Here is a 17,137-nt window from a genome sequence, read left to right as displayed (position 1 = left end):
GTCAGGGGCGGCCGCGGCCGAGCAGGCGCAGGAGGCCGGGGTCGGTGGCGAACAGGCGGTCCAGCTCCCCGGCGCCGACCCGGTCCGCGAGGATCTGCAGGGCGATGTCCTGCCGGACGTACTCGGCCGCCATCAGCGCGACCGCCGGGTCCGCCGTGTAGATCCCCCACGCCGCGCCCTCGCCGAACCCGCCGACGACGGCCTCCCGCCGGTCGCCGACGACCACCAGGAGCCGGTAGCCGAGATCCTCCAGGACGGCCTCGGGCGCGGAGTACCGGTGCTGGTAGACGGCCCCGTCACCGTCCCCGCCGAAGGGGTCGGCGTCCTCGCCGAACGAGACCACCGACACCTCGACGTCCCGCCCGGCGGCGTCGACGACCGCCTCCCGCAGCCGCCGCATCTCCTCCGGCCACACGGACATGAACAGGTCGCGCCGGGCACCGGCGATCACGTCCTCCGCCCGGTCCAGCATGGCCTCGGCGTCCTTCAGCCCGTGGATCAGGTGGCCCTCGGGGGCCGCCGCCACGGCGGGCAGCGCCGACCTCAGCACGTCCACCGACCCGTCGAACTCCCGCCGCATCCGGTCCAGGAGCGCGTCGGGCGGCAGCGGCAGGTACTCGGTCGCGTCGGACGATCCCCGCAGCTCGTAGGCGGCGCCCCGCGCCACCAGCTTGCCGAGCGTCTCGTACACCGTGCTGCGCGGGACCCCGGAGCGCTTCGCCACCTCGTACCCGTTGACCGGCCTGCCCGCCCCGACCAGGGCCACGTACGCCTTGGCCTCGTATCCGGACATGCCGAGCCGCTGCAGATGCTCAAGGACGTCCCGGGCGCTCACCGCCGCAATGCTAGTTCTTCGGGCGTCCCCCGTCGCCGGGCCGCGCGCGGTGCCAGAATCCGGGCATGGAGCGGCGGCTGGACGACGTGACGTTGGAAAGGTCACCGGTGGTGGCCAACTGCGCCATGAACCGGGAGCGGACGCTCAGGTCGTACGGGCGGGAGCTCGGGATCGACGTCCTCGCGGAGATCGACCACGGCTGGCTCGACCTGTGCTGCGGCGCGGGGCGGGCGCTGGCCGAGGCCGCCGCCCGCCGCCCGGACGCGCGGATCACGGGCGTCGACCTGGCCGGCCGTTTCCTGCCCGCGGCGAGCGCCGTGCGGCTGGTCACGGCGTCCGTCGCGGAGTGGGCGCCGGACGCGCCGTACGGCTTGATCACGTGCGTGCACGGCCTGCACTACGTCGGCGACAAGCTGGGCGTCCTGGCACGCGCCGCGTCGTGGCTCAGCGCGGACGGGCTGCTCGTGGCGAACTTCGACGCGGCGAGCGTCCGGCTCTCGGACGGGTCCTCCAGCGGGGCTCCGAGCGGAGGTCCGGGGGGAGGCGCGGGCGGGCGGCGGGTCGGGGCGGCGCTGCGCGAGGCGGGGTTCCACTACGACGGGCGGCGCCGCCGGATCTCCCTGCGGGGGCGGCGCGAGGTGCGGTTCCCCTTCCGGTACCTGGGCGCCGACGACCAGGCCGGTCCCAACTACACCGGGCAGCCGGCGGTCGACTCGTTCTATGAGCCGCTCGAGTAAGCGGTCGCTGACCCTCGGGTCAGGAGCGGCGGTCGGTCTCCTTTACGATCGGTCGCCATGGCCTCCCCCCTCGACTGGACCCCGCCGTCCGGCGCGCTGATCCGCGCTGCGGACCTGGCGCTCGAACCGTGGCGCGCGTACACCTCGCCCGTCTTCCACGGCATGGAGAACGTGCCCCGGACGGGTCCGGCGCTCTTGGTCGGCAACCACACGGTGTACGGGGTCGTCGACGCGCCGCTGATCTTCTTCGAGATCCACCGGCGACGCGGGGTGTGGGTGCGGTCGCTGGCCGACCACGCGCACTGGCGGATCCCGGGGTGGCGCAGCGTGATGGACCTGGGCGGCTCGGTGGACGGGACCCGCGCCAACTGCCGGGCCCTGCTGAGCGACGGGCAGATGGTCGTGGTGTTCCCCGGGGGCGCGCGGGAGGCCACGCGCGACCGCGCCGACCGGTACCGGCTGCAATGGGAGGGCCGGCTGGGCTTCGCCCGCCTCGCCGTGGAGGCGGGCTGCCCGATCATCCCGTTCGGCTCGGTCGGGGTGGAGGAGATGTTCACCACCGTGCTGGACCCGGGCAGCCCGCTGCTCGCCCCGGCCCGGCTGCTCGGCCGCGCCGTCCTCGGCGAGCGCGGCCTGCGCGACGACGTGCTGATGCCGGTGTCGCGCTGCATCGGCCCGACGCCGATCCCGCGCCCGCAGCGGCTCTACTTCGGCTTCGGCGAGCCGATCGACACCTCGCTGTGGGAGGGCCGCGCGGACGATGACCGCGCGGTCACCGAGGTGCGCGACCTGACCCGCAAGGCCGTCGAGGAGATCATCCACGGCCTGCGCGCCGAGCAGCGCGACGACCCGTCGCGCACGCCGGCGGGCCGGCTGGCCCGCTCGACCGGCCGCCTGCTCGGGCGGGCCGTGCGGGGCCGGCGCCGCGTCCTGCGCTGAGGGCGCGGCGCCGGCCCGGCCCCCGTCAGGCCGCGTGCGCCGTCCGGCGCTGGAACGGCAGGTAGCGGTCGGCGCGGCGGGGGCGCGAGGGCAGGCCGGTGGACTCGACGGCGAGGATGCGGTCGAAGCGGAAGGCGCGGACGCCGCGCCGCATGCGGCACCAGCCGACGAGGTACCAGTGGTCGCGGTGGACGAGGCAGGTGACGGGCTCCACCTCGCGGATCGTCACGTTGGCGCCGGCGTCGCCGTAGCAGAGCCGGACGACGCGGTGCTCGGTGATGGCCGCGGCGATGACGCGGGCGCGGTCGGCGGTGGAGGCGTCCAGGGGCGCGGTGAGGGTGGCCAGGGTCGCGGCGACCACGTCGTCGTGGCCGGCGTTGTCGAGGAGGGAGCGCAGGGCGCGGCGGGCGGTGGCGGCCTGCGGGCCGGCGCCGAGGTGCGCGAGGGAGAGCGCGAGGGCCGCGATCTCGGCGGCGGTGAGCACGGTGCCGGCCGCGTCGTGCGCGGGGGTGGTCCGAAGGTGCGTCGCAACGTTCGCCATGGTTCGATCATACGTTCGAACACTGACATTTCGCAGTGGCGGGAACGCCCGGAAAGCGTCACCTGACGCAGGACGGGCGGCACGGCGCGCTCCGATCGCGGGCTCGCTTGAGATGCCCACGCCGCATGGTGAACACTGTGCCCCAAAACGTGCTCTATTCGGGGGAATCGGGGGCGAACGCATGATCGCGGACGGGCGGTGAACGACGTGTGGGCGGCCCGGCCCCCGCTGGACCGGGACGGGGCCGACCGGGCGCTCGCGCAGCTGCGCGACGAGAAGGAGCGCATCAGCACGGCCCTGCTCGAACTGGAGGGGCATCCGGGGTACCAGTTGCTGGACGGCGCGGCGCTGGACGGGGAGACGCGGCGCGTGCAGGCCGAGGTGCGGTCGCGGATGGCGGAGATCTGGGCGCTGTTCGACCACTACGGGCGCACGCTCGGCGAGGCCGAGCGGCTGCGCGCCCTCCACCCGCGGCCGGACCGGTCGCGGCTCGCCGAGCTGACCCGGCTGCTGGCCGGGCCGTCGGTGGAGCTGCCGGCCGAGGAGGTCCCGCTGGAGCGCCGGACGCTGCTGGCCGTCCCGTCCGGCGAGAGGCTGACGCTGCAGGCGGTGGTCGCGCGGATGACGCCGCTGTACGAGGACGTCGCCAAGACCGTCGCCGCGCTCGACGCCGTCTGGTCGGCGCTGCTGTCCCGGCTCGCCGAGGTGGAGGCCGAGCAGCGCGCCGCCGCCGACCTGCTGGCCGCGCTGGGCGGCACGGACCCCGACCTGGACCGGCTGACCGCCGAGCTGCGCACCGTGGCCGCGGTCGTGCGCGCCGATCCGCTCGCGCTGGCTAAGGGCGGGCGCGCCGACACCGGCCGGCTGGACGCGCTGCGCACCGCGCTGGCGGACGTGCGGCGCGGCCTCGAGGAGGCGCAGCGGCTGCGCGAGGGGTTCGCCGACCGGATCGCCGGGATCGCGGCCGTGCTCGACGCGCTGCGCGGCACGGAGGCGGAGGCGCGCCGCGTCCGCGACGAGGTGCTCGCGAAGATCGCCTCGCCGGTGCTGCCGGATCTACCGGACATGTCCGCCACGCTCGCCGACCGGCTCGCCGCCGTCGGCCGGCCGCCGCACGGCACGGCGGCCCGCGGCGGCGGCTGGAACGACCTCGCCGACCGGGTCGCGGACCTGGACCGGGCGATGCACGCCGCGCTGGACCAGGCCCGCAGGGACGTCGAGGTGATCCGGGGCCTGCTGGACCGGCGCGAGGAGCTGCGCGGACGGCTGGAGGCGTACCGGGCGAAGGCCGCCCGCCTCGGCGGGTCCGAGGACGCCGAACTCGCCGCGATCTACGAGCGGGCCCGCGAGCTGCTCTGGACCTCGCCGTGCGACCTGCGCGAGGCGACCGTGACGCTGTCGGGTTACCAGCAGGCCATCACCTCGCGGGCGAAGGGAGCGGAACGTTGAGCCAGTGCACCGTGCCGGGCTGCGGCGGAACCATCGAGGACGGTTACTGCGTCATATGCGGCATGCCGCCCGCTTCGCCGAACACGTCGCCCGCCTCCGGATCCTCCGCGTCCGGGTCGCCCGCCTCCGGGTCCGGCGCGCCGGACGCCTGCACCCAGCCGGGCTGCTCCGGCACGATCGTGGACGGCTACTGCGACGAATGCGGCTCGGCGGCCGCCCCGGCCGCGCAGGCGCCGTCCGGATCGGCGGGGGCGTCCGCCCCGCCGGACGGCGAATGCCGCCAGCCGGGCTGCTCCGGCACGATCGTCGACGGCTACTGCGACGAATGCGGCTCGCCCCCGGACCAGCCGTCCGCCTCGACCGGGACGAGCGGAACGACCGGCACGAGCGGCACGAGCGGCACGACCCGCACCGGCAGCACCCGCACCGGCTCGTCGCGGTCGTCCGGACGGCGCGGGATGCTCGGCGCCGGTCTCGTCGAGGTGCCGCGCGTCCCGTACCGGGACCCGTCCTCGGCGGTGATGAGCGACCCGCAGGTCGCGGAGAGCAAGCGGTACTGCTCCAACTGCGGCGAGCCCGTCGGGCGCGGCCGCCCCGACCGGCCGGGCCGCACCGAGGGGTTCTGCCCGAAGTGCGGCACCGGGTTCTCCTTCACCCCGAAGCTCAGCCCCGGCGACCTGGTCGGCGGGCAGTACAGCGTGCTCGGCTGCATCGCGCACGGCGGCCTCGGCTGGATCTACCTCGCGCAGGACAAGAACGTCAGCAACCGGTGGGTGGTGCTCAAGGGCCTGCTGGACACCGGGGACGCCGACGCCATGGCCGCCGCCGCGGCGGAGCGCGCCTACCTCGCCGAGGTCGAGCACCCGAACATCGTCAAGATCTACAACTTCGTCGAGCACGACGGCGACGGCTACATCGTCATGCAGTACGTCGGCGGCCAGTCGCTCAAGGACATCCTGCTGGAGCAGCCGCAGCCCACCGGCGAGAAGCACCTGCCGCTCACGCAGGCCATCGCCTACGGCCTCGAGGTGCTGCGCGCGTTCGACTACCTGCACGCCAAGGGCCTGGTCTACTGCGACTTCAAGCCCGACAACGTCATCCAGTCCGAGGAGGAGCTGAAGCTCATCGACCTCGGCGGCGTCCGGCGGCTGGACGACCCGGACGGCGCCATCTACGGCACCATCGGCTACCAGGCGCCGGAGATCGCCGACGTCGGCCCGTCGATCAGCTCCGACCTCTACACGGTCGGGCGCGCGCTGGCCGTGCTGAGCTTCCCGTTCAAGGGCTACACCCGGGCGTACGCGGAGAGCCTGCCGCCGCGCGAGGAGGTGCCGCTGCTCCAGAAGTACGAGTCCTACGACCGGTTTCTGCGCCGGGCGACGCACAAGGAGCCCGCGGAGCGGTTCCAGGACGCGGCGGAGATGGCGGAGCAGCTCACCGGCGTGCTGCGGGAGGTGCTGGCCGCCGAGGAGGGCGCGCCGCGCCCCGCGCCGTCCGCGCTGTTCGGGCCGGAGCGCTTCGACCCGTGGATGGCGGGCGACCTGGCGGCCGAGTCCGCGCTGCCGCCCGTCCCGCCGGAGGTCGCGGCGTCCGCGCTGCCGGTGCCGCTGGTGGACGGCGCCGACCCGGCCGCCGCGTTCCTGGCCGGGCTGACCGCGCTGGACGACGAGCAGCTCGGCCCGGTGCTGGAGAGCGCGCCGGAGCGCACCCCCGAGGTGATGCTGGCGCTCGCCCGCGTCAAGATCGAGACGGGCCGCGCGGACGAGGCGTCGGCCCTGCTGGACGGGCTCGCGCAGAGCCTTCCCGGCGACTGGCGGGTGGACTGGTTCCGCGCCGTGTCGCTCCTCGCCTCGGGGCGGGTCGCCGAGGCCGAGCGGTGCTTCGACCGGCTGTACTCGCTGCTGCCCGGCGAGGCGGCGCCGAAGCTCGGCCTCGCCTACTGCCGCGAGCACTCCGCGCCGGACGAGGCCGTCCGGCTGTTCGAGCTGGTGTGGCGGACCGACCACGGCTACCTCACGGCGGCGTTCGGGCTGGCCCGCGTGCACCTGGCCGCGGGCCGCCGCGCCGCCGCGGTGCAGGCCCTGGACGCGGTGCCGAAGATCTCCATCCGGTACGTGCCGGCGCAGGTCGCGGCCGTCGCGACGGCGGTGCGCGGCCGCGCGCCCGCGGACCTGACGGCGGCCGAGCTGGTCGCGGCGGGCGAGCGGCTGGAGGGCCTCGACCTGGACGACGAGCGGCGCGACCGACTCGCCGCCGAGATCCTGGAGGCCGCGCTCGACTGGCTGCCCGCCGGTTCCGGCAACGGCGCGCCGGGCGGTGCGCAGGGCGGTGCGCTCATGGGCGCGCCGCTCGCCGAGACCCCGCTGCGGCGCCGGCTGGAGCGCACCTACCGGGAACTGGCGCGCCGCTCCCGTGACCGCGCCGAGTCGCGCCTGCTCATCGACTCCGCCAACGCCGTACGCCCGAGGACGCTGCTGTGACCGACGACCCGACCGCCGCCCCCGTCGACGGCACGGCCGCGGCCAAGCCCGCCGAACCGACCTGCCCGGTGTGCGGGGAGATCGTCTACCCGGGCTACGTGTTCTGCGAGAACTGCGGGCACAAGCTCGGCGACCCGCCGCCCGCCGGTCCCGAGGGGAGCGGCGCGGCGCCCCGGGAGGGCGCGACCATCCGGCAGAGCTCCGCCTCGATCGCGCGGCGCCGCGCGGCGGGCGAGGCCCGCCCGTGCCCGGAGTGCGGCGGCGCGGCGATCGACGCGGACGGCTACTGCGAGCGGTGCGGCCTGCGCCAGCCCGCCGAACGCGACCATGTCGAGATCGGCCTTCCGGCCGCCGGCGGATCCGCCGGCCCGGCCGCGAACGGGTCCGGACCGCTCGCGGCCGCGGGCGCCAGCGACCGCGGCCGCCGCTACAGCCGCAACGAGGACGCGATCGCCCTCGCCGCGCACGCCGCCGGCGTCGTCGCGGTCGTGTCGGACGGCGTCGGCTCGTCGCAGCGTCCGGACGAGGCGTCCCGCGCGGCCGCCGACACCGCCGCCGCCGAGCTGGCGGCGCTGCTGGACGCGGGCCGCGACCCCGAGGAGGCGACCCGCGCGGCGGCGCTGAAGGCGGCCGACGCGGTCGCGGCGCTCGCCGCGTCCCCGTCGGAGGCGCCGTCGTGCACGTACGTGTCGGCGGTGACGCGCGGCGGCGCCCTGACCGTCGGCTGGGTCGGCGACAGCCGGGCCTACTGGCTGTCCGCCGACGGGGACGGGACGGCCGACTCCGGCGACGAGGAGACCCGCCCGGACGCGACGCGGCCGGAGGGCCTCGGACCGGACGACACCGAGCCGAACACCGGCGACACCGAGCCGAACACGGGCGACATGGCCGAGCTGGGCGCGTCCCGGCAGCTCACCGAGGACGACTCGTGGGCCGCGATCATGGTGGCGCAGGGCGCGCTGACCGAGGCCGAGGCGGAGGCGCACCCGAACGCGCACGTCATCACCGCCTGGCTGGGCGCGGACGCGGGCGAGGTCCGGCCGCACGTCGCGACGTTCCGCCCGACCGGCCCCGGCACGCTGCTGGTGTGCAGCGACGGCCTGTGGAACTACTTCCCCGCGGCCGCGGACCTGGCGGCCCTCCTCGGCGGGCCCGGAGGCGGCTCCGCGCACGCCCCCGCGCACGACCCCGCGGCGGCGGGCGAGGGCCTCGAGGCGGCCGCCGGGAACGCGGCGGCGGGCGCCGCCGAGGGCGCACCCGCCGAGAACGAGCGGCCCGACCCGGCCGCCGACCCGCTCGGCGCCGCGCGGACGCTCGTGCGGCACGCCCTCGACGCCGGGGGGCGCGACAACATCACCGTCGCGGTCATCCCCTTCCCCCCTCCCCCAGTCCCCCCGCGCACGCACCCCGAGAGCACGGAGCAGCACCGATGAGCGAGCAGCCGCAATTCACGATCAAGGTCGACCAGAACAAGTACCTGCCCGCGGGCGGCCGCGAGGTGCACGCCATCGTGTCCGTCGAGGCGACCGGCCCGGCGCTGCCGTCGCCGTCCGCGGTGGACGCCGCCGTGGTGATCATCATCGACACGTCCGGCTCGATGTCGTACCCCGACAGCAAGCTGCGCGCCGCGGTCGCCGCCGCGCAGACCGCGGTGGACACGCTGCGCGACGGCGTCGAGTTCGCCATCGTCTCCGGCTCCAACTCCGCGTCGATGGTCTTCCCGCAGCAGCCCGGCCTGGTCAAGGCGTCCGACGGCGCCCGGCAGCGCGCCAAGCAGGAGCTGAAGCGGCTGAAGGCGTCCGGCGGCACCGCCATCGGGTCGTGGCTGCGGCTCGCCGACCAGATCTTCGACGCCCGTCCCGGCGCGATCCGGCAGGCGATCCTGCTGACCGACGGCAAGAACCAGCACGAGACGCCCGAGCAGCTCAACGCCGCGCTGGCGCGCTGCGCGGGCCGGTTCGTCTGCGACTGCCGCGGCATCGGCACCGACTGGGAGGTCGCCGAGCTGCGCCGGATCGCGTCCGCGATGCTCGGCAGCGTCGAGTTCATCCGCGACACCAACGACCTCGCCGCCGACTTCCGGGCGATGACGGAGGCGGCGATGGGCAAGGCCGTCGCGGACGTGGCGCTGCGGGTGTGGACGCCGAAGACCGCGACGCTGAAGTTCGTCAAGCAGGTCATGCCGTCGGTGGACGACCTCAGCGGCAAGCGGGTGGAGTCGGCGCCGCAGGCCGGCGACTACCCGCTCGGCGCGTGGGGCGCGGAGAGCCGCGACTACCACGTCTGCGTCGAGGTGCCGCCCGGCGAGATCGGCAAGGAGGTCCGCGCCGCCTGGGTGAAGCTGGTCGTGCCGGGCGCCCCCGGCGAGGAGGCGCAGGTGCTGGCGACCGGGAACGTCCTCGCGCAGTGGACCGACGACGAGGCCCTCTCCACCAAGATCAACTCGCGGGTCGCCGACTACACCGGGCAGGCCGAGCTGGCGCAGGCCATCCAGGAGGGCCTGGAGGCCCGCGGCAAGGGCGACGTCGACACCGCCACCGCGCGGCTCGGCCGCGCGGTCGTGCTCGCCGACCAGGCCGGCAACGAGGAGATCACCGCGCTGCTGCGCCGGGTCGTGGACGTCGTCGACCCGGTCACCGGGACCGTCCGGCTGAAGCGCGACGTCGACAAGGCCGACGAGATGACGCTCGACACCCGCTCCACCAAGACCGTCCGGACGCGCGGCGCCGAGACCCCGACGACCCGCAAGGACGAGACCGTCCCGACGCGGCGGGGCGAGGGCTGAGCATGGCGATCTGCCCCAACGGCCACACCTCGCGGTCCGCGGACTACTGCGACGACTGCGGCGAGCTCATCGGCGCGCCCGCCACGCCCCCCGCGTCCCCGTCCGGCGGGGGGCCGGCGGCGCCGTCCGGCCCGTCCGGGGAGCGGCGCTGCCCCGACTGCGGAGAGCCCGGCACCGACCGGTTCTGCGAGATCTGCGGCTACGACTTCGCGACCGGCGGCGGCAGGCCCACGCCCGACCGGCCGCTTCCCCCGCCCCCGGGACCACCGGGACCGCCTCCACCGCCTCCACCGCCTCCACCGCCCGCGCCGAGCGCGACGGGCTGGACGGCCGTGGTGGCCGCCGACCGCGAGTACTACAACGCGGTCATCGCCGAGGAGGGCCCGGACTCGGCGACGCTGGCGTTCCCGCCGTACGCGCCCGAGCGGCGGATCCCGCTCGCCGGGCAGCAGATCCGCATCGGGCGCCGCAGCTCGGCGCAGCCGTCCCCGCCGGAGATCGACCTGCGCGAGCCGCCGGAGGACCCGGGCGTCTCGCACGTCCACGCCGTGCTGCTGGCCAAGCCGGACGGCTCCTGGACGCTCGTCGACCCCGGTTCCCGGAACCGGACATGCCTGAACGGCTCCACCGATCCGATCCCGCTGAACGAGGAGGTCCCCGTGTCCGCGGGCGACCGCATCCACGTCGGCGCCTGGACCACCATCACGCTGACCAGAGACGAGGCGACATGACGGCCGTCCAGCAGGCGCCGGGAGGACCGCCGGGCGCACCGTCCGGCCGTCCCGGAGGCGGCGCCCCGGCTCCCGGCGGCGCGGCGCCGCCGCCGGAGCGCCCGTCGGAGCGGCGGCTGCGGCGCGCGGTCCCCGGCGAGCCGTCGGGCATCGCGCGGGCGCTCCCCCGCACCGTCGCGGGCCGGGTCCGGGCGCTGACCGCGGCGGTCGCCGTGGTCCTCGTGGCGCTGCTCGTGGCGGCGTGGGCGGCGATCGCCGACGCCCGCGACGGCGTGAAGGTCATCGGGAAGGACGCGGGCCCGCAGGTCGTCGCGACCGGCGACATGTACTTCCAGCTGTCGGACATGGACGCCCAGCTGGCCAACGCGCTGCTCGCGGGGCCCGCGGCCGGCGGCGGCCGCGACGAGGCCCTCGCCCGCTACGACCAGGACCGGCAGCGCGCCGGCGTCGCGCTGCTGAAGGCCGCGAAGCTCGCCGACGAGACCACCGAGGACGACACCGCCCGCGACCTGCTGGACGGCATCGGCCGCTACGAGCGGCTCGCCTCGCAGGCGCTCCTGCTCGACCAGCAGTCGGGGCGCACCTCCGGCCAGCCGCCGAAGAAGGTCCTGGACCTGTACCGGCAGGCGACCGACATGATGAAGCTCGACCTGCTGCCCAAGGCTTACAACCTGACGCTCGACAACGGCACGCTCGTCCGGCACACCTACGAGAACAAGCGCTCCGACGTCCGGTCGGGCACCCTGTGGGTCGTCGTCACCGGGATCGTGCTGCTGGCCGTCCTGCTGGGGCTCCAGGCGTACCTGGCGCGCCGCTTCCGGCGGCTGCTGAACCCGGCGCTGGCCGTCGCCACGCTCGGCGCGCTCGTCCTCGTCGCCGCGTGCGCCGCGATGCTCGCCGGGCAGGCGGACGACCTGCGCAGGGCGAAGGAGCAGGGGTTCGACCCGATCCTGTCGCTGTCGCGGGCGCGCGCCATCAGCAACAGCGCGAACGCCGACGAGACGCGCTTCCTGCTCGACCCGGCCCGCGCCGACTCCTACGAGCAGGTCTACCTGAAGAAGTCGCAGACCGTCCTCTACCTGAAGGCCGGGAACCTCGACGAGTACAACGCCGCCGTGCAGAAGGGGCTGCCGGTCGAGCAGGGACGCGCGCCGTTCCTCGGCTTCCTCGGCACGGAGGCCAACCGGGTCGACGACCTCGCCAGGCCCGTGGACACCGAGGACGCCCTGAAGCGCGTGCTGGCCGACTACCAGAGGGTCCAGGAGAACGACCACCGGATGCGCGCGCTCGTCGACGGCGGGCAGAAGGCGCAGGCCGCCGCGGCGCGCGGCGCCGCCACGGCCGACTTCACCCGGTACGACAAGGACATGCAGTCCCTGATCGGCATCCACTGGGGGGCGTTCCAGCAGGCCGTGAAGGACGGCGAGGACGGCACGGGCGGCTGGTACGCGATCCTGCCGGTCGCGGGCATCGCCATCGTCGCGCTCGCGCTCGCCGGAGTGCGGCCGCGCCTGGCGGAGTACCGGTGGCAGCGATGAGAAGGCGCGGTATGGGGACCATGGGGATCCGGCGGAACGGGAACGTCCTGCGCGCGGCGGCGGCGCTGCTGACCGCCGGGACGGCCGCGCTGTCGGCGGCGGCCTGTGGGATCGCCGACGCGGGCGAGACGTCGATCGTGCACAAGGGCGACCTCACGATCGGCGTCAACACCGACCAGCCCGGCGTCGGGTCGCGCAGCGGCGGCACCTACGCGGGCTTCGACATCGACGTCGCCCGGGAGGTCGCGCGGCGGCTCGGCGTCACCGGCTCGCACCTGCGCTTCGCGCCGGTGACGTCCAAGACCCGCGAGAGCCTGATCGAGAAGGGCAAGGTCGACCTCGTCGTCGCGAGCTACTCCATCACGCCCGAGCGGAAGCTGGACGTGGCGTTCGCGGGCCCGTACTACGTCGCGCACCAGGACATCCTGGTCCGCGCGTCCGACGCGTCGGCGGTGAAGAACGTCCACAACCTCGCGGGGAAGCGGCTGTGCCGGGTCGCCGGGTCGGTGTCGTACCCGCGCGTCCACGACGAGCTGGGCGTGGCGGCGCTTCCCGCGGACGTCGGGGAGCGCGAGGGCTACGCCGCCTGCCTGGACGGCCTGACCTCGGACCGGCTCGACGCCGTCTCGACCGACGACCTGATCCTGGCGGGCCTGGCGGCGAAGGCCGTCAAGGAGGGCCACAAGGTGGCGATCGTCAACGCGCCGTTCTCCGACGAGCCGTACGGCATCGGGCTGCGCAAGGACGACGTGGACGGCTGCGAGAAGGTGAACAAGGTCCTCACCAAGATGTACCAGGACGGGACCGTGCCGCGGCTGCTGCACAAGTGGTTCGATCCCGCGGGCCTGAAAGTCACCACCACCGTGCCCCAATTCGAGGGTTGTGACGAGTCGTGACCGCGCGGATGCGCATTGCGAGGAACGGCGGGGCGTGAAGGGCCGATGAAACCGGAGGGTCACTGAGATCAGTCGGTTACGTAAGTTCCGGTCGGCGCGCGTGATCGTAAGTTATGGTCGCGATCAAAACCCATTCCGGTAGGAACCGCCCCGCCCGAGGAGTGCCATGACGACGGTCGTCCTGGTGGTGCTGTGCGTCGTGGTCGGGGCGCTCGAACTGTACGCGGGCCGGCAGTCCCGCAACCAGGCCAACGCGTTCAACCGCCGCGTCGACGAGCTGAACGAGCAGGTCGCCAAGCAGAACAACGTGCTGGTCACGGTCGGCGAGCAGCTCACCGCCGAGCTGTCGCGGGTCAAGCAGGACGTGCTGCCCGCGCTCGACGGCCGGCTGCGCCACAACCACGAGCAGGTCGAGGAACTGGCCGGGCGCGTCCACCAGGCCGACGAGCACCTGCGCGTGCAGGCCGGCCGGCTGCACGACCTGGAGCAGCAGCGCATCACGCTCGCCGCGCTGCGCCGCAAGCTCGCCGAGATCGAGACGTCGGTGCGGTCGGTGACCGGCGCCGGCGCCGCCGCCGTCGAGGGCAAGGTGGAGGGCGCGCTGGACCGGCTCGCCGAGCTGGAGCGCGGCGGCGAGGAGATCCTCGAGCTGCAGCGCACCCTCACCCGCACGCTGGAGGACGTCGAGGACGTCGTCACCGAGCTGCTCCAGTTCACCGAGGGCGAGCTCGACGACACCGTCACGGCCGCGCTGACCGGCCGCCCCCGCGACCACCCCGGCGGGACGTCCGTGACCGCCACGGGGCGGCTGTGGACCCGCGACGGGCAGCTCGACGACATCCTCACCGAGATGTACGAGCGGTGCGTGCGGGCGAGCCGGCTGAACGTCCGGTTCCGCACGGCCGAGGGCACCGACGGGACGGCGCCGGGCTCCCCCGAGCGGCGCCGCTACTTCCTCGGCGGGCAGGCCGCCGAGGACCTCGCCGGCGCGTTCAGCGCGCTGCTCATCTCGGCCGGCACCGAGCCGCCGAAGAACGGCCTCACCGCCAACGGCGGCGACCGCCGCGGCGGCCTCGCCCGCGTCGAGCCGGGCCTGCCGCCCGGTGTGGAGCCCGCGCGCGCTCCGGAGGACGAGGAGGCGCTCAAGGCGCTCCTGCGCACCCTGTCGGAGTGTTCGGGCGCGGTGGCGCAGATCGGGCCGCTGATGGCCGTCCGCACCCGCGACGAGCTGCTGTGCGCGGTGCTGACCGCCGCGCAGTCGCTGGAGCTGGAGAGCGACGAGGTGTTCTGGGACCCGTCGTCCGCCACTGAGCGGCTGCGGCGGCTGCCGTCCCATCAGCTGTGGGATCTCACCGCCTGGTCGTCCGCTCCGTAGGACGCACTGTAGGCCGCGCCGGGCCCGTTTTCGCGCTGGGCGCCGTTCGGGACGTGTTCGGGGTTCGGGGCATAGGCGCGGACGGTCCGCTCAGCGGGGCCGCCGATCCGCACGTACAGGGGGCAGTGCAGCGCGCGCGTCACCGGTTCGACCTCTGCGCACAGCCCGACGCCCGCGGCGCGGTCGAGGAACACCACGTTCTCCACTGCGCGCGCGCCGCGCACCGCGTACGGCACCGAGTCGGCGTCGCCGGTGTCGAACAGCTCCTCGAAGGTCAGCCGCCGCGCGAACCGCATCAGCACCTCCGCGTCCACGACCCGGCTGCCGATCGCCGCCGCCGGGCCCGCCACGACGATGCCGAAGCTCGGGTTCTCCCGGCCCCGCACGTAGATCTCCCGGTCGGGCTCCAGGCCCTTCCGCCGGTCCGGGAGCTGCAGTCCGAACCCGGCGTCGCCGTCCAAAAACGCGGGCGGCCCGAACCCGACCGCGCCGCCCGGCACCCGCAGCACCGTCTCAGGCGTCCGCCAGCCCGGCAGGTACACGCCGAGGCCGCGCAGCAGCAGCCGCCAGATCGGACGGCCCATGACGTCGTGGGCGAAATCCCCTTGCGCTCCCTGAGCGCCCGCACGGCCCTCCTGCGGCTGCCGACCGGGCTCCCCAACGCCGTCCATGCGGAACATCATCAGCCGCGCGCCCGGCGCGCACAAGGCCGATGCGCCGTTCCCCGGGCGACCCGCCGCGATCACCGCCGCGGTACCTGCACGGCCCGCGCGCGTTGGGCTACCGTTGGACCACCGGACACGATGGGAAACCGCAGTGAATCTGCAGGACATGGTGGTCCACCGCGACGACACGACGACGCGGATGGTCGACAGGTACTTGATGTCCTACGAAGGACGGGTCATCGCCGTGCGCCGGCACCCCGCCCTCCTCCTGCTGCCGATCGTCTACGCGGTCGCCGCCCTCATCCTGTGCGCGGCCGTCCAGGTGACCATCGGCCTGGCGTGGATCTGGCTCCTGTGGCTGGTCAGCCTCGGCTACCTGCTCTGGAACCTCGCCGCCTGGTCCCTGCAGTTCTTCCTGGTCACCGAGCACCGCATCATGGTGATCCGCGGCGTCCTCAACCGGGACATCGCGATGATGCCGATGGCGAAGGTCGACAACATCGAGCTGAAGCGCTCCTACACGGGCCGGGCGCTCGGCTACGGCGAGTTCATCATCGAGTCCGCGGGGCAGAAGCAGGGGCTTCGGAGGGTCCGCTTCGTGCCGTATCCCGAGCAGCTGTACCTCGAGGTCTCGTCGTTCGTCTTCGGCACCGTCGACGCGGCTCCGGACTGATCCCGCCGGCGCGGCCCCGTCAGGAGTCGAAGCCGAGCCCGAAGCGGTCCAGGGTGCGGAGCCAGAGACCGCGGCGGCCGTCGTCGCGGTCCGCGCGGGCGAGTTCGCGGCGGGTCAGCTCGATGACGCCGTACCTGAGCGGCTCGGGCGGGAACGGGACGGGCTTGGAGCGCACCATCGCCAGCCGCGTCCGCTCGGTCTCCTCGCCGGGGGCGAGGCCCACGCCGAGCAGATCGAGCATGACGTCCGCGCCGAAACGCGTGGCCCCCACACCGAGGCCCGTATACCCCGCCGCATAGGCGAGCCTGCGGTCGAAGGTCGTCCCGTAGAAGGCGCAGAAACGGCTGCACGTGTCGATGACACCGCCCCACGCGTGCGTGAAACGGACGCCCTCCAGCTGCGGGAACGTGGCGAAGAAATGCCGCGCCAGTGTGGCGAAAGTGGCCGGGCGGTTCTCCAGGTCGCGCCGCATTCCGTTGCCGTAGTGATAGACGGCGTCGTACCCGCCCCAGAGGATCCGGTCGTCGGCCGTGAGCCGGTAGTAGTGGAACTGATTGCCGGCGTCCCCGAGCCCTTGCCGGTGCTTCCAGCCGATCGCCTCGCGCTGCGCCGGGGACAGCGGCTCGGTCACCAGCGCGTAGTCGTACACGGGGACGAGGAAGCCGCGCATGCGCCGCAGCAGCGGCGGGAACGCGCCCGTGGCGAGCGCGACGCGCCGGGCCGTCACCGACCCGTGCGCGCCGCTCAGCCGCAGCCTGCGGGCGCCCGAGCGCACCCCGGTCACCCGCGTGTTCTCGTGGACGCGGACGCCGAGGGACCGGCACGCCTCCGCAAGCCCGAACGCGAGCTTCGCGGGATGCACCATGACGACCGCGTCTCGGTCCCACAGCCCGGCGAGGTACGTGGGCGACGCGACCTCCCGGCGGACGGCGTCCGGGCCGAGCAGGATCGGCTCCCAGCCCAACTCGTACGCCTTCTCCGCCGCCCGTTCCAGCGCCGGGACCTGCCATTCCCGCGTCGCGACCGTCATCTCCCCGGTCGGCTCCCACTCGGCGTCGATGCCGTACCGGGCGAGGGTCGCGCCGATGGCGCGCAGGTTGTCCCAGCCGAGCCGTTCGAGCTCGTGCATGTCGTCCGGCCAGCGCGCCTGGCCGTTCTCCAGGCCGTGGGTGAGGCTCGCCGCGCAGAACCCGCCGTTGCGGCCCGACGCGGCGGACCCCACCCGTCCCGCCTCCAGCACCACCACGTCCAGGGACGGGTCGCGCTCCTTGGCGAGGAGGGCCGTCCACAGGCCGCCGTAGCCGCCGCCGACCACGGCGAGGTCGCATGACCGCTCGCCCGCCGGCGGCGGCTCCGGCTCGGGACGCGCCGCGTCGGCGAGCCAGTACGGCACGGGCTCGGCGTCCGCGAGCGCCTTTACGACTCCGTCCGGCACGTTCGCGGAGTCCAGCCCTTTCATGAGTCCGGCGCTTTCATGGAGTCGGGCACGTCCC

Annotated in this window: 15 protein-coding genes; 11 read left to right on the top strand and 4 right to left on the bottom strand. The window is 74.7% G+C overall.

Features of this window, described 5'->3' with window-relative positions; genetic code table 11:
• Position 1: 1 nt before the first annotated feature.
• Positions 2-835, bottom strand: coding sequence for a helix-turn-helix domain-containing protein (locus amrb99_RS24065; RefSeq protein ID WP_347256825.1), 834 nt, complete (start codon positions 833-835; stop codon positions 2-4).
• Positions 836-900: 65 nt separating this feature from the next.
• On the opposite strand from amrb99_RS24065, the gene amrb99_RS24060 reads away from it, so the two are divergent.
• Entirely contained in the window at positions 901-1,572 is a 672-nt protein-coding gene (locus amrb99_RS24060; protein ID WP_190859823.1) for a class I SAM-dependent methyltransferase, read from the top strand.
• A gap of 57 nt (positions 1,573-1,629) precedes the next feature.
• Complete coding sequence (locus tag amrb99_RS24055) at positions 1,630-2,511, top strand: lysophospholipid acyltransferase family protein (protein WP_190859821.1); 882 nt, start codon at positions 1,630-1,632, stop codon at positions 2,509-2,511.
• A gap of 25 nt (positions 2,512-2,536) precedes the next feature.
• On the opposite strand, the gene amrb99_RS24050 is transcribed toward amrb99_RS24055, so the two are convergent.
• Positions 2,537-3,052: a WYL domain-containing protein gene (locus amrb99_RS24050; RefSeq protein WP_190859819.1), complete on the bottom strand. Its 516-nt coding sequence runs from the start codon at positions 3,050-3,052 to the stop codon at positions 2,537-2,539.
• 198 nt (positions 3,053-3,250) lie between these two features.
• Here amrb99_RS24050 and amrb99_RS24045 point away from each other — a divergent pair, with 198 nt between their 5' ends.
• From amrb99_RS24045 to amrb99_RS24010, 8 genes are all read left to right on the top strand, one after another.
• Entirely contained in the window at positions 3,251-4,501 is a 1,251-nt protein-coding gene (locus tag amrb99_RS24045; RefSeq protein WP_190859817.1) for a hypothetical protein, read from the top strand.
• 62 nt (positions 4,502-4,563) lie between these two features.
• Entirely contained in the window at positions 4,564-6,981 is a 2,418-nt protein-coding gene (locus amrb99_RS24040) for a serine/threonine-protein kinase (protein ID WP_190859868.1), read from the top strand.
• Positions 6,978-8,414, top strand: coding sequence for a protein phosphatase 2C domain-containing protein (locus amrb99_RS24035; protein WP_190859815.1), 1,437 nt, complete (start codon positions 6,978-6,980; stop codon positions 8,412-8,414). The genes amrb99_RS24040 and amrb99_RS24035 overlap by 4 nt, the downstream gene beginning before the upstream one ends.
• Complete coding sequence (locus tag amrb99_RS24030; RefSeq protein ID WP_190859813.1) at positions 8,411-9,766, top strand: VWA domain-containing protein; 1,356 nt, start codon at positions 8,411-8,413, stop codon at positions 9,764-9,766. Before amrb99_RS24035 ends, amrb99_RS24030 begins: the two co-directional genes overlap by 4 nt.
• 2 nt (positions 9,767-9,768) lie before the next feature.
• Positions 9,769-10,497: an FHA domain-containing protein gene (locus amrb99_RS24025; RefSeq protein WP_190859811.1), complete on the top strand. Its 729-nt coding sequence runs from the start codon at positions 9,769-9,771 to the stop codon at positions 10,495-10,497.
• Positions 10,494-12,035, top strand: a complete 1,542-nt coding sequence (locus amrb99_RS24020; protein WP_241755855.1) for a hypothetical protein — start codon at positions 10,494-10,496, stop codon at positions 12,033-12,035. Before amrb99_RS24025 ends, amrb99_RS24020 begins: the two co-directional genes overlap by 4 nt.
• Before the next feature lie 11 nt (positions 12,036-12,046).
• Entirely contained in the window at positions 12,047-12,931 is an 885-nt protein-coding gene (locus amrb99_RS24015; RefSeq protein WP_241755854.1) for a glutamate ABC transporter substrate-binding protein, read from the top strand.
• Between the two features lie 166 nt (positions 12,932-13,097).
• Positions 13,098-14,306 carry a hypothetical protein gene (locus amrb99_RS24010; RefSeq protein WP_190859809.1) on the top strand — a complete coding sequence of 403 codons (1,209 nt, stop codon included), beginning with the start codon at positions 13,098-13,100 and terminating at the stop codon, positions 14,304-14,306.
• On the opposite strand, the gene amrb99_RS24005 is transcribed toward amrb99_RS24010, so the two are convergent.
• Positions 14,267-14,977, bottom strand: coding sequence for a hypothetical protein (locus amrb99_RS24005; protein WP_190859807.1), 711 nt, complete (start codon positions 14,975-14,977; stop codon positions 14,267-14,269). The two genes, amrb99_RS24010 and amrb99_RS24005, sit on opposite strands and share 40 nt — an antisense overlap.
• A 145-nt stretch (positions 14,978-15,122) precedes the next feature.
• Here amrb99_RS24005 and amrb99_RS24000 point away from each other — a divergent pair, with 145 nt between their 5' ends.
• Positions 15,123-15,644 (top strand): PH domain-containing protein, encoded by a 522-nt coding sequence (locus amrb99_RS24000; protein WP_347256824.1) that lies wholly within the window; start codon positions 15,123-15,125, stop codon positions 15,642-15,644.
• A 19-nt stretch (positions 15,645-15,663) separates the two neighbouring features.
• Here the strand turns inward: amrb99_RS24000 and amrb99_RS23995 are convergent, their stop codons facing one another.
• Positions 15,664-17,103, bottom strand: a complete 1,440-nt coding sequence (locus tag amrb99_RS23995) for an FAD-dependent oxidoreductase (protein ID WP_190859805.1) — start codon at positions 17,101-17,103, stop codon at positions 15,664-15,666.
• Positions 17,104-17,137 lie beyond the last annotated feature (34 nt).

The sequence above is a fragment of the Actinomadura sp. RB99 genome (assembly GCF_014706005.1).
Taxonomy (GTDB): domain Bacteria; phylum Actinomycetota; class Actinomycetes; order Streptosporangiales; family Streptosporangiaceae; genus Spirillospora.
Note: the sequence above shows the minus strand (reverse complement) of the source record. Positions and strands in the feature narration are given on the sequence as shown.

Excerpts from the sequence above, each read along its gene's own strand:
- amrb99_RS24055 (WP_190859821.1), top strand. The coding sequence starts at position 1,630 with ATGGCCTCCCCCCTCGACTGGACCCCGCCGTCCGGCGCGCTGATCCGC.
- amrb99_RS24040 (WP_190859868.1), top strand. The coding sequence starts at position 4,564 with ATGCCGCCCGCTTCGCCGAACACGTCGCCCGCCTCCGGATCCTCCGCG.
- amrb99_RS24005 (WP_190859807.1), bottom strand. The coding sequence starts at position 14,977 with ATGGACGGCGTTGGGGAGCCCGGTCGGCAGCCGCAGGAGGGCCGTGCG.
- amrb99_RS24025 (WP_190859811.1), top strand. The coding sequence starts at position 9,769 with ATGGCGATCTGCCCCAACGGCCACACCTCGCGGTCCGCGGACTACTGC.
- amrb99_RS24050 (WP_190859819.1), bottom strand. The coding sequence starts at position 3,052 with ATGGCGAACGTTGCGACGCACCTTCGGACCACCCCCGCGCACGACGCG.
- amrb99_RS24030 (WP_190859813.1), top strand. The coding sequence starts at position 8,411 with ATGAGCGAGCAGCCGCAATTCACGATCAAGGTCGACCAGAACAAGTAC.
- amrb99_RS23995 (WP_190859805.1), bottom strand. The coding sequence starts at position 17,103 with ATGAAAGGGCTGGACTCCGCGAACGTGCCGGACGGAGTCGTAAAGGCG.
- amrb99_RS24060 (WP_190859823.1), top strand. The coding sequence starts at position 901 with ATGGAGCGGCGGCTGGACGACGTGACGTTGGAAAGGTCACCGGTGGTG.
- amrb99_RS24020 (WP_241755855.1), top strand. The coding sequence starts at position 10,494 with ATGACGGCCGTCCAGCAGGCGCCGGGAGGACCGCCGGGCGCACCGTCC.
- amrb99_RS24010 (WP_190859809.1), top strand. The coding sequence starts at position 13,098 with ATGACGACGGTCGTCCTGGTGGTGCTGTGCGTCGTGGTCGGGGCGCTC.
- amrb99_RS24015 (WP_241755854.1), top strand. The coding sequence starts at position 12,047 with ATGGGGACCATGGGGATCCGGCGGAACGGGAACGTCCTGCGCGCGGCG.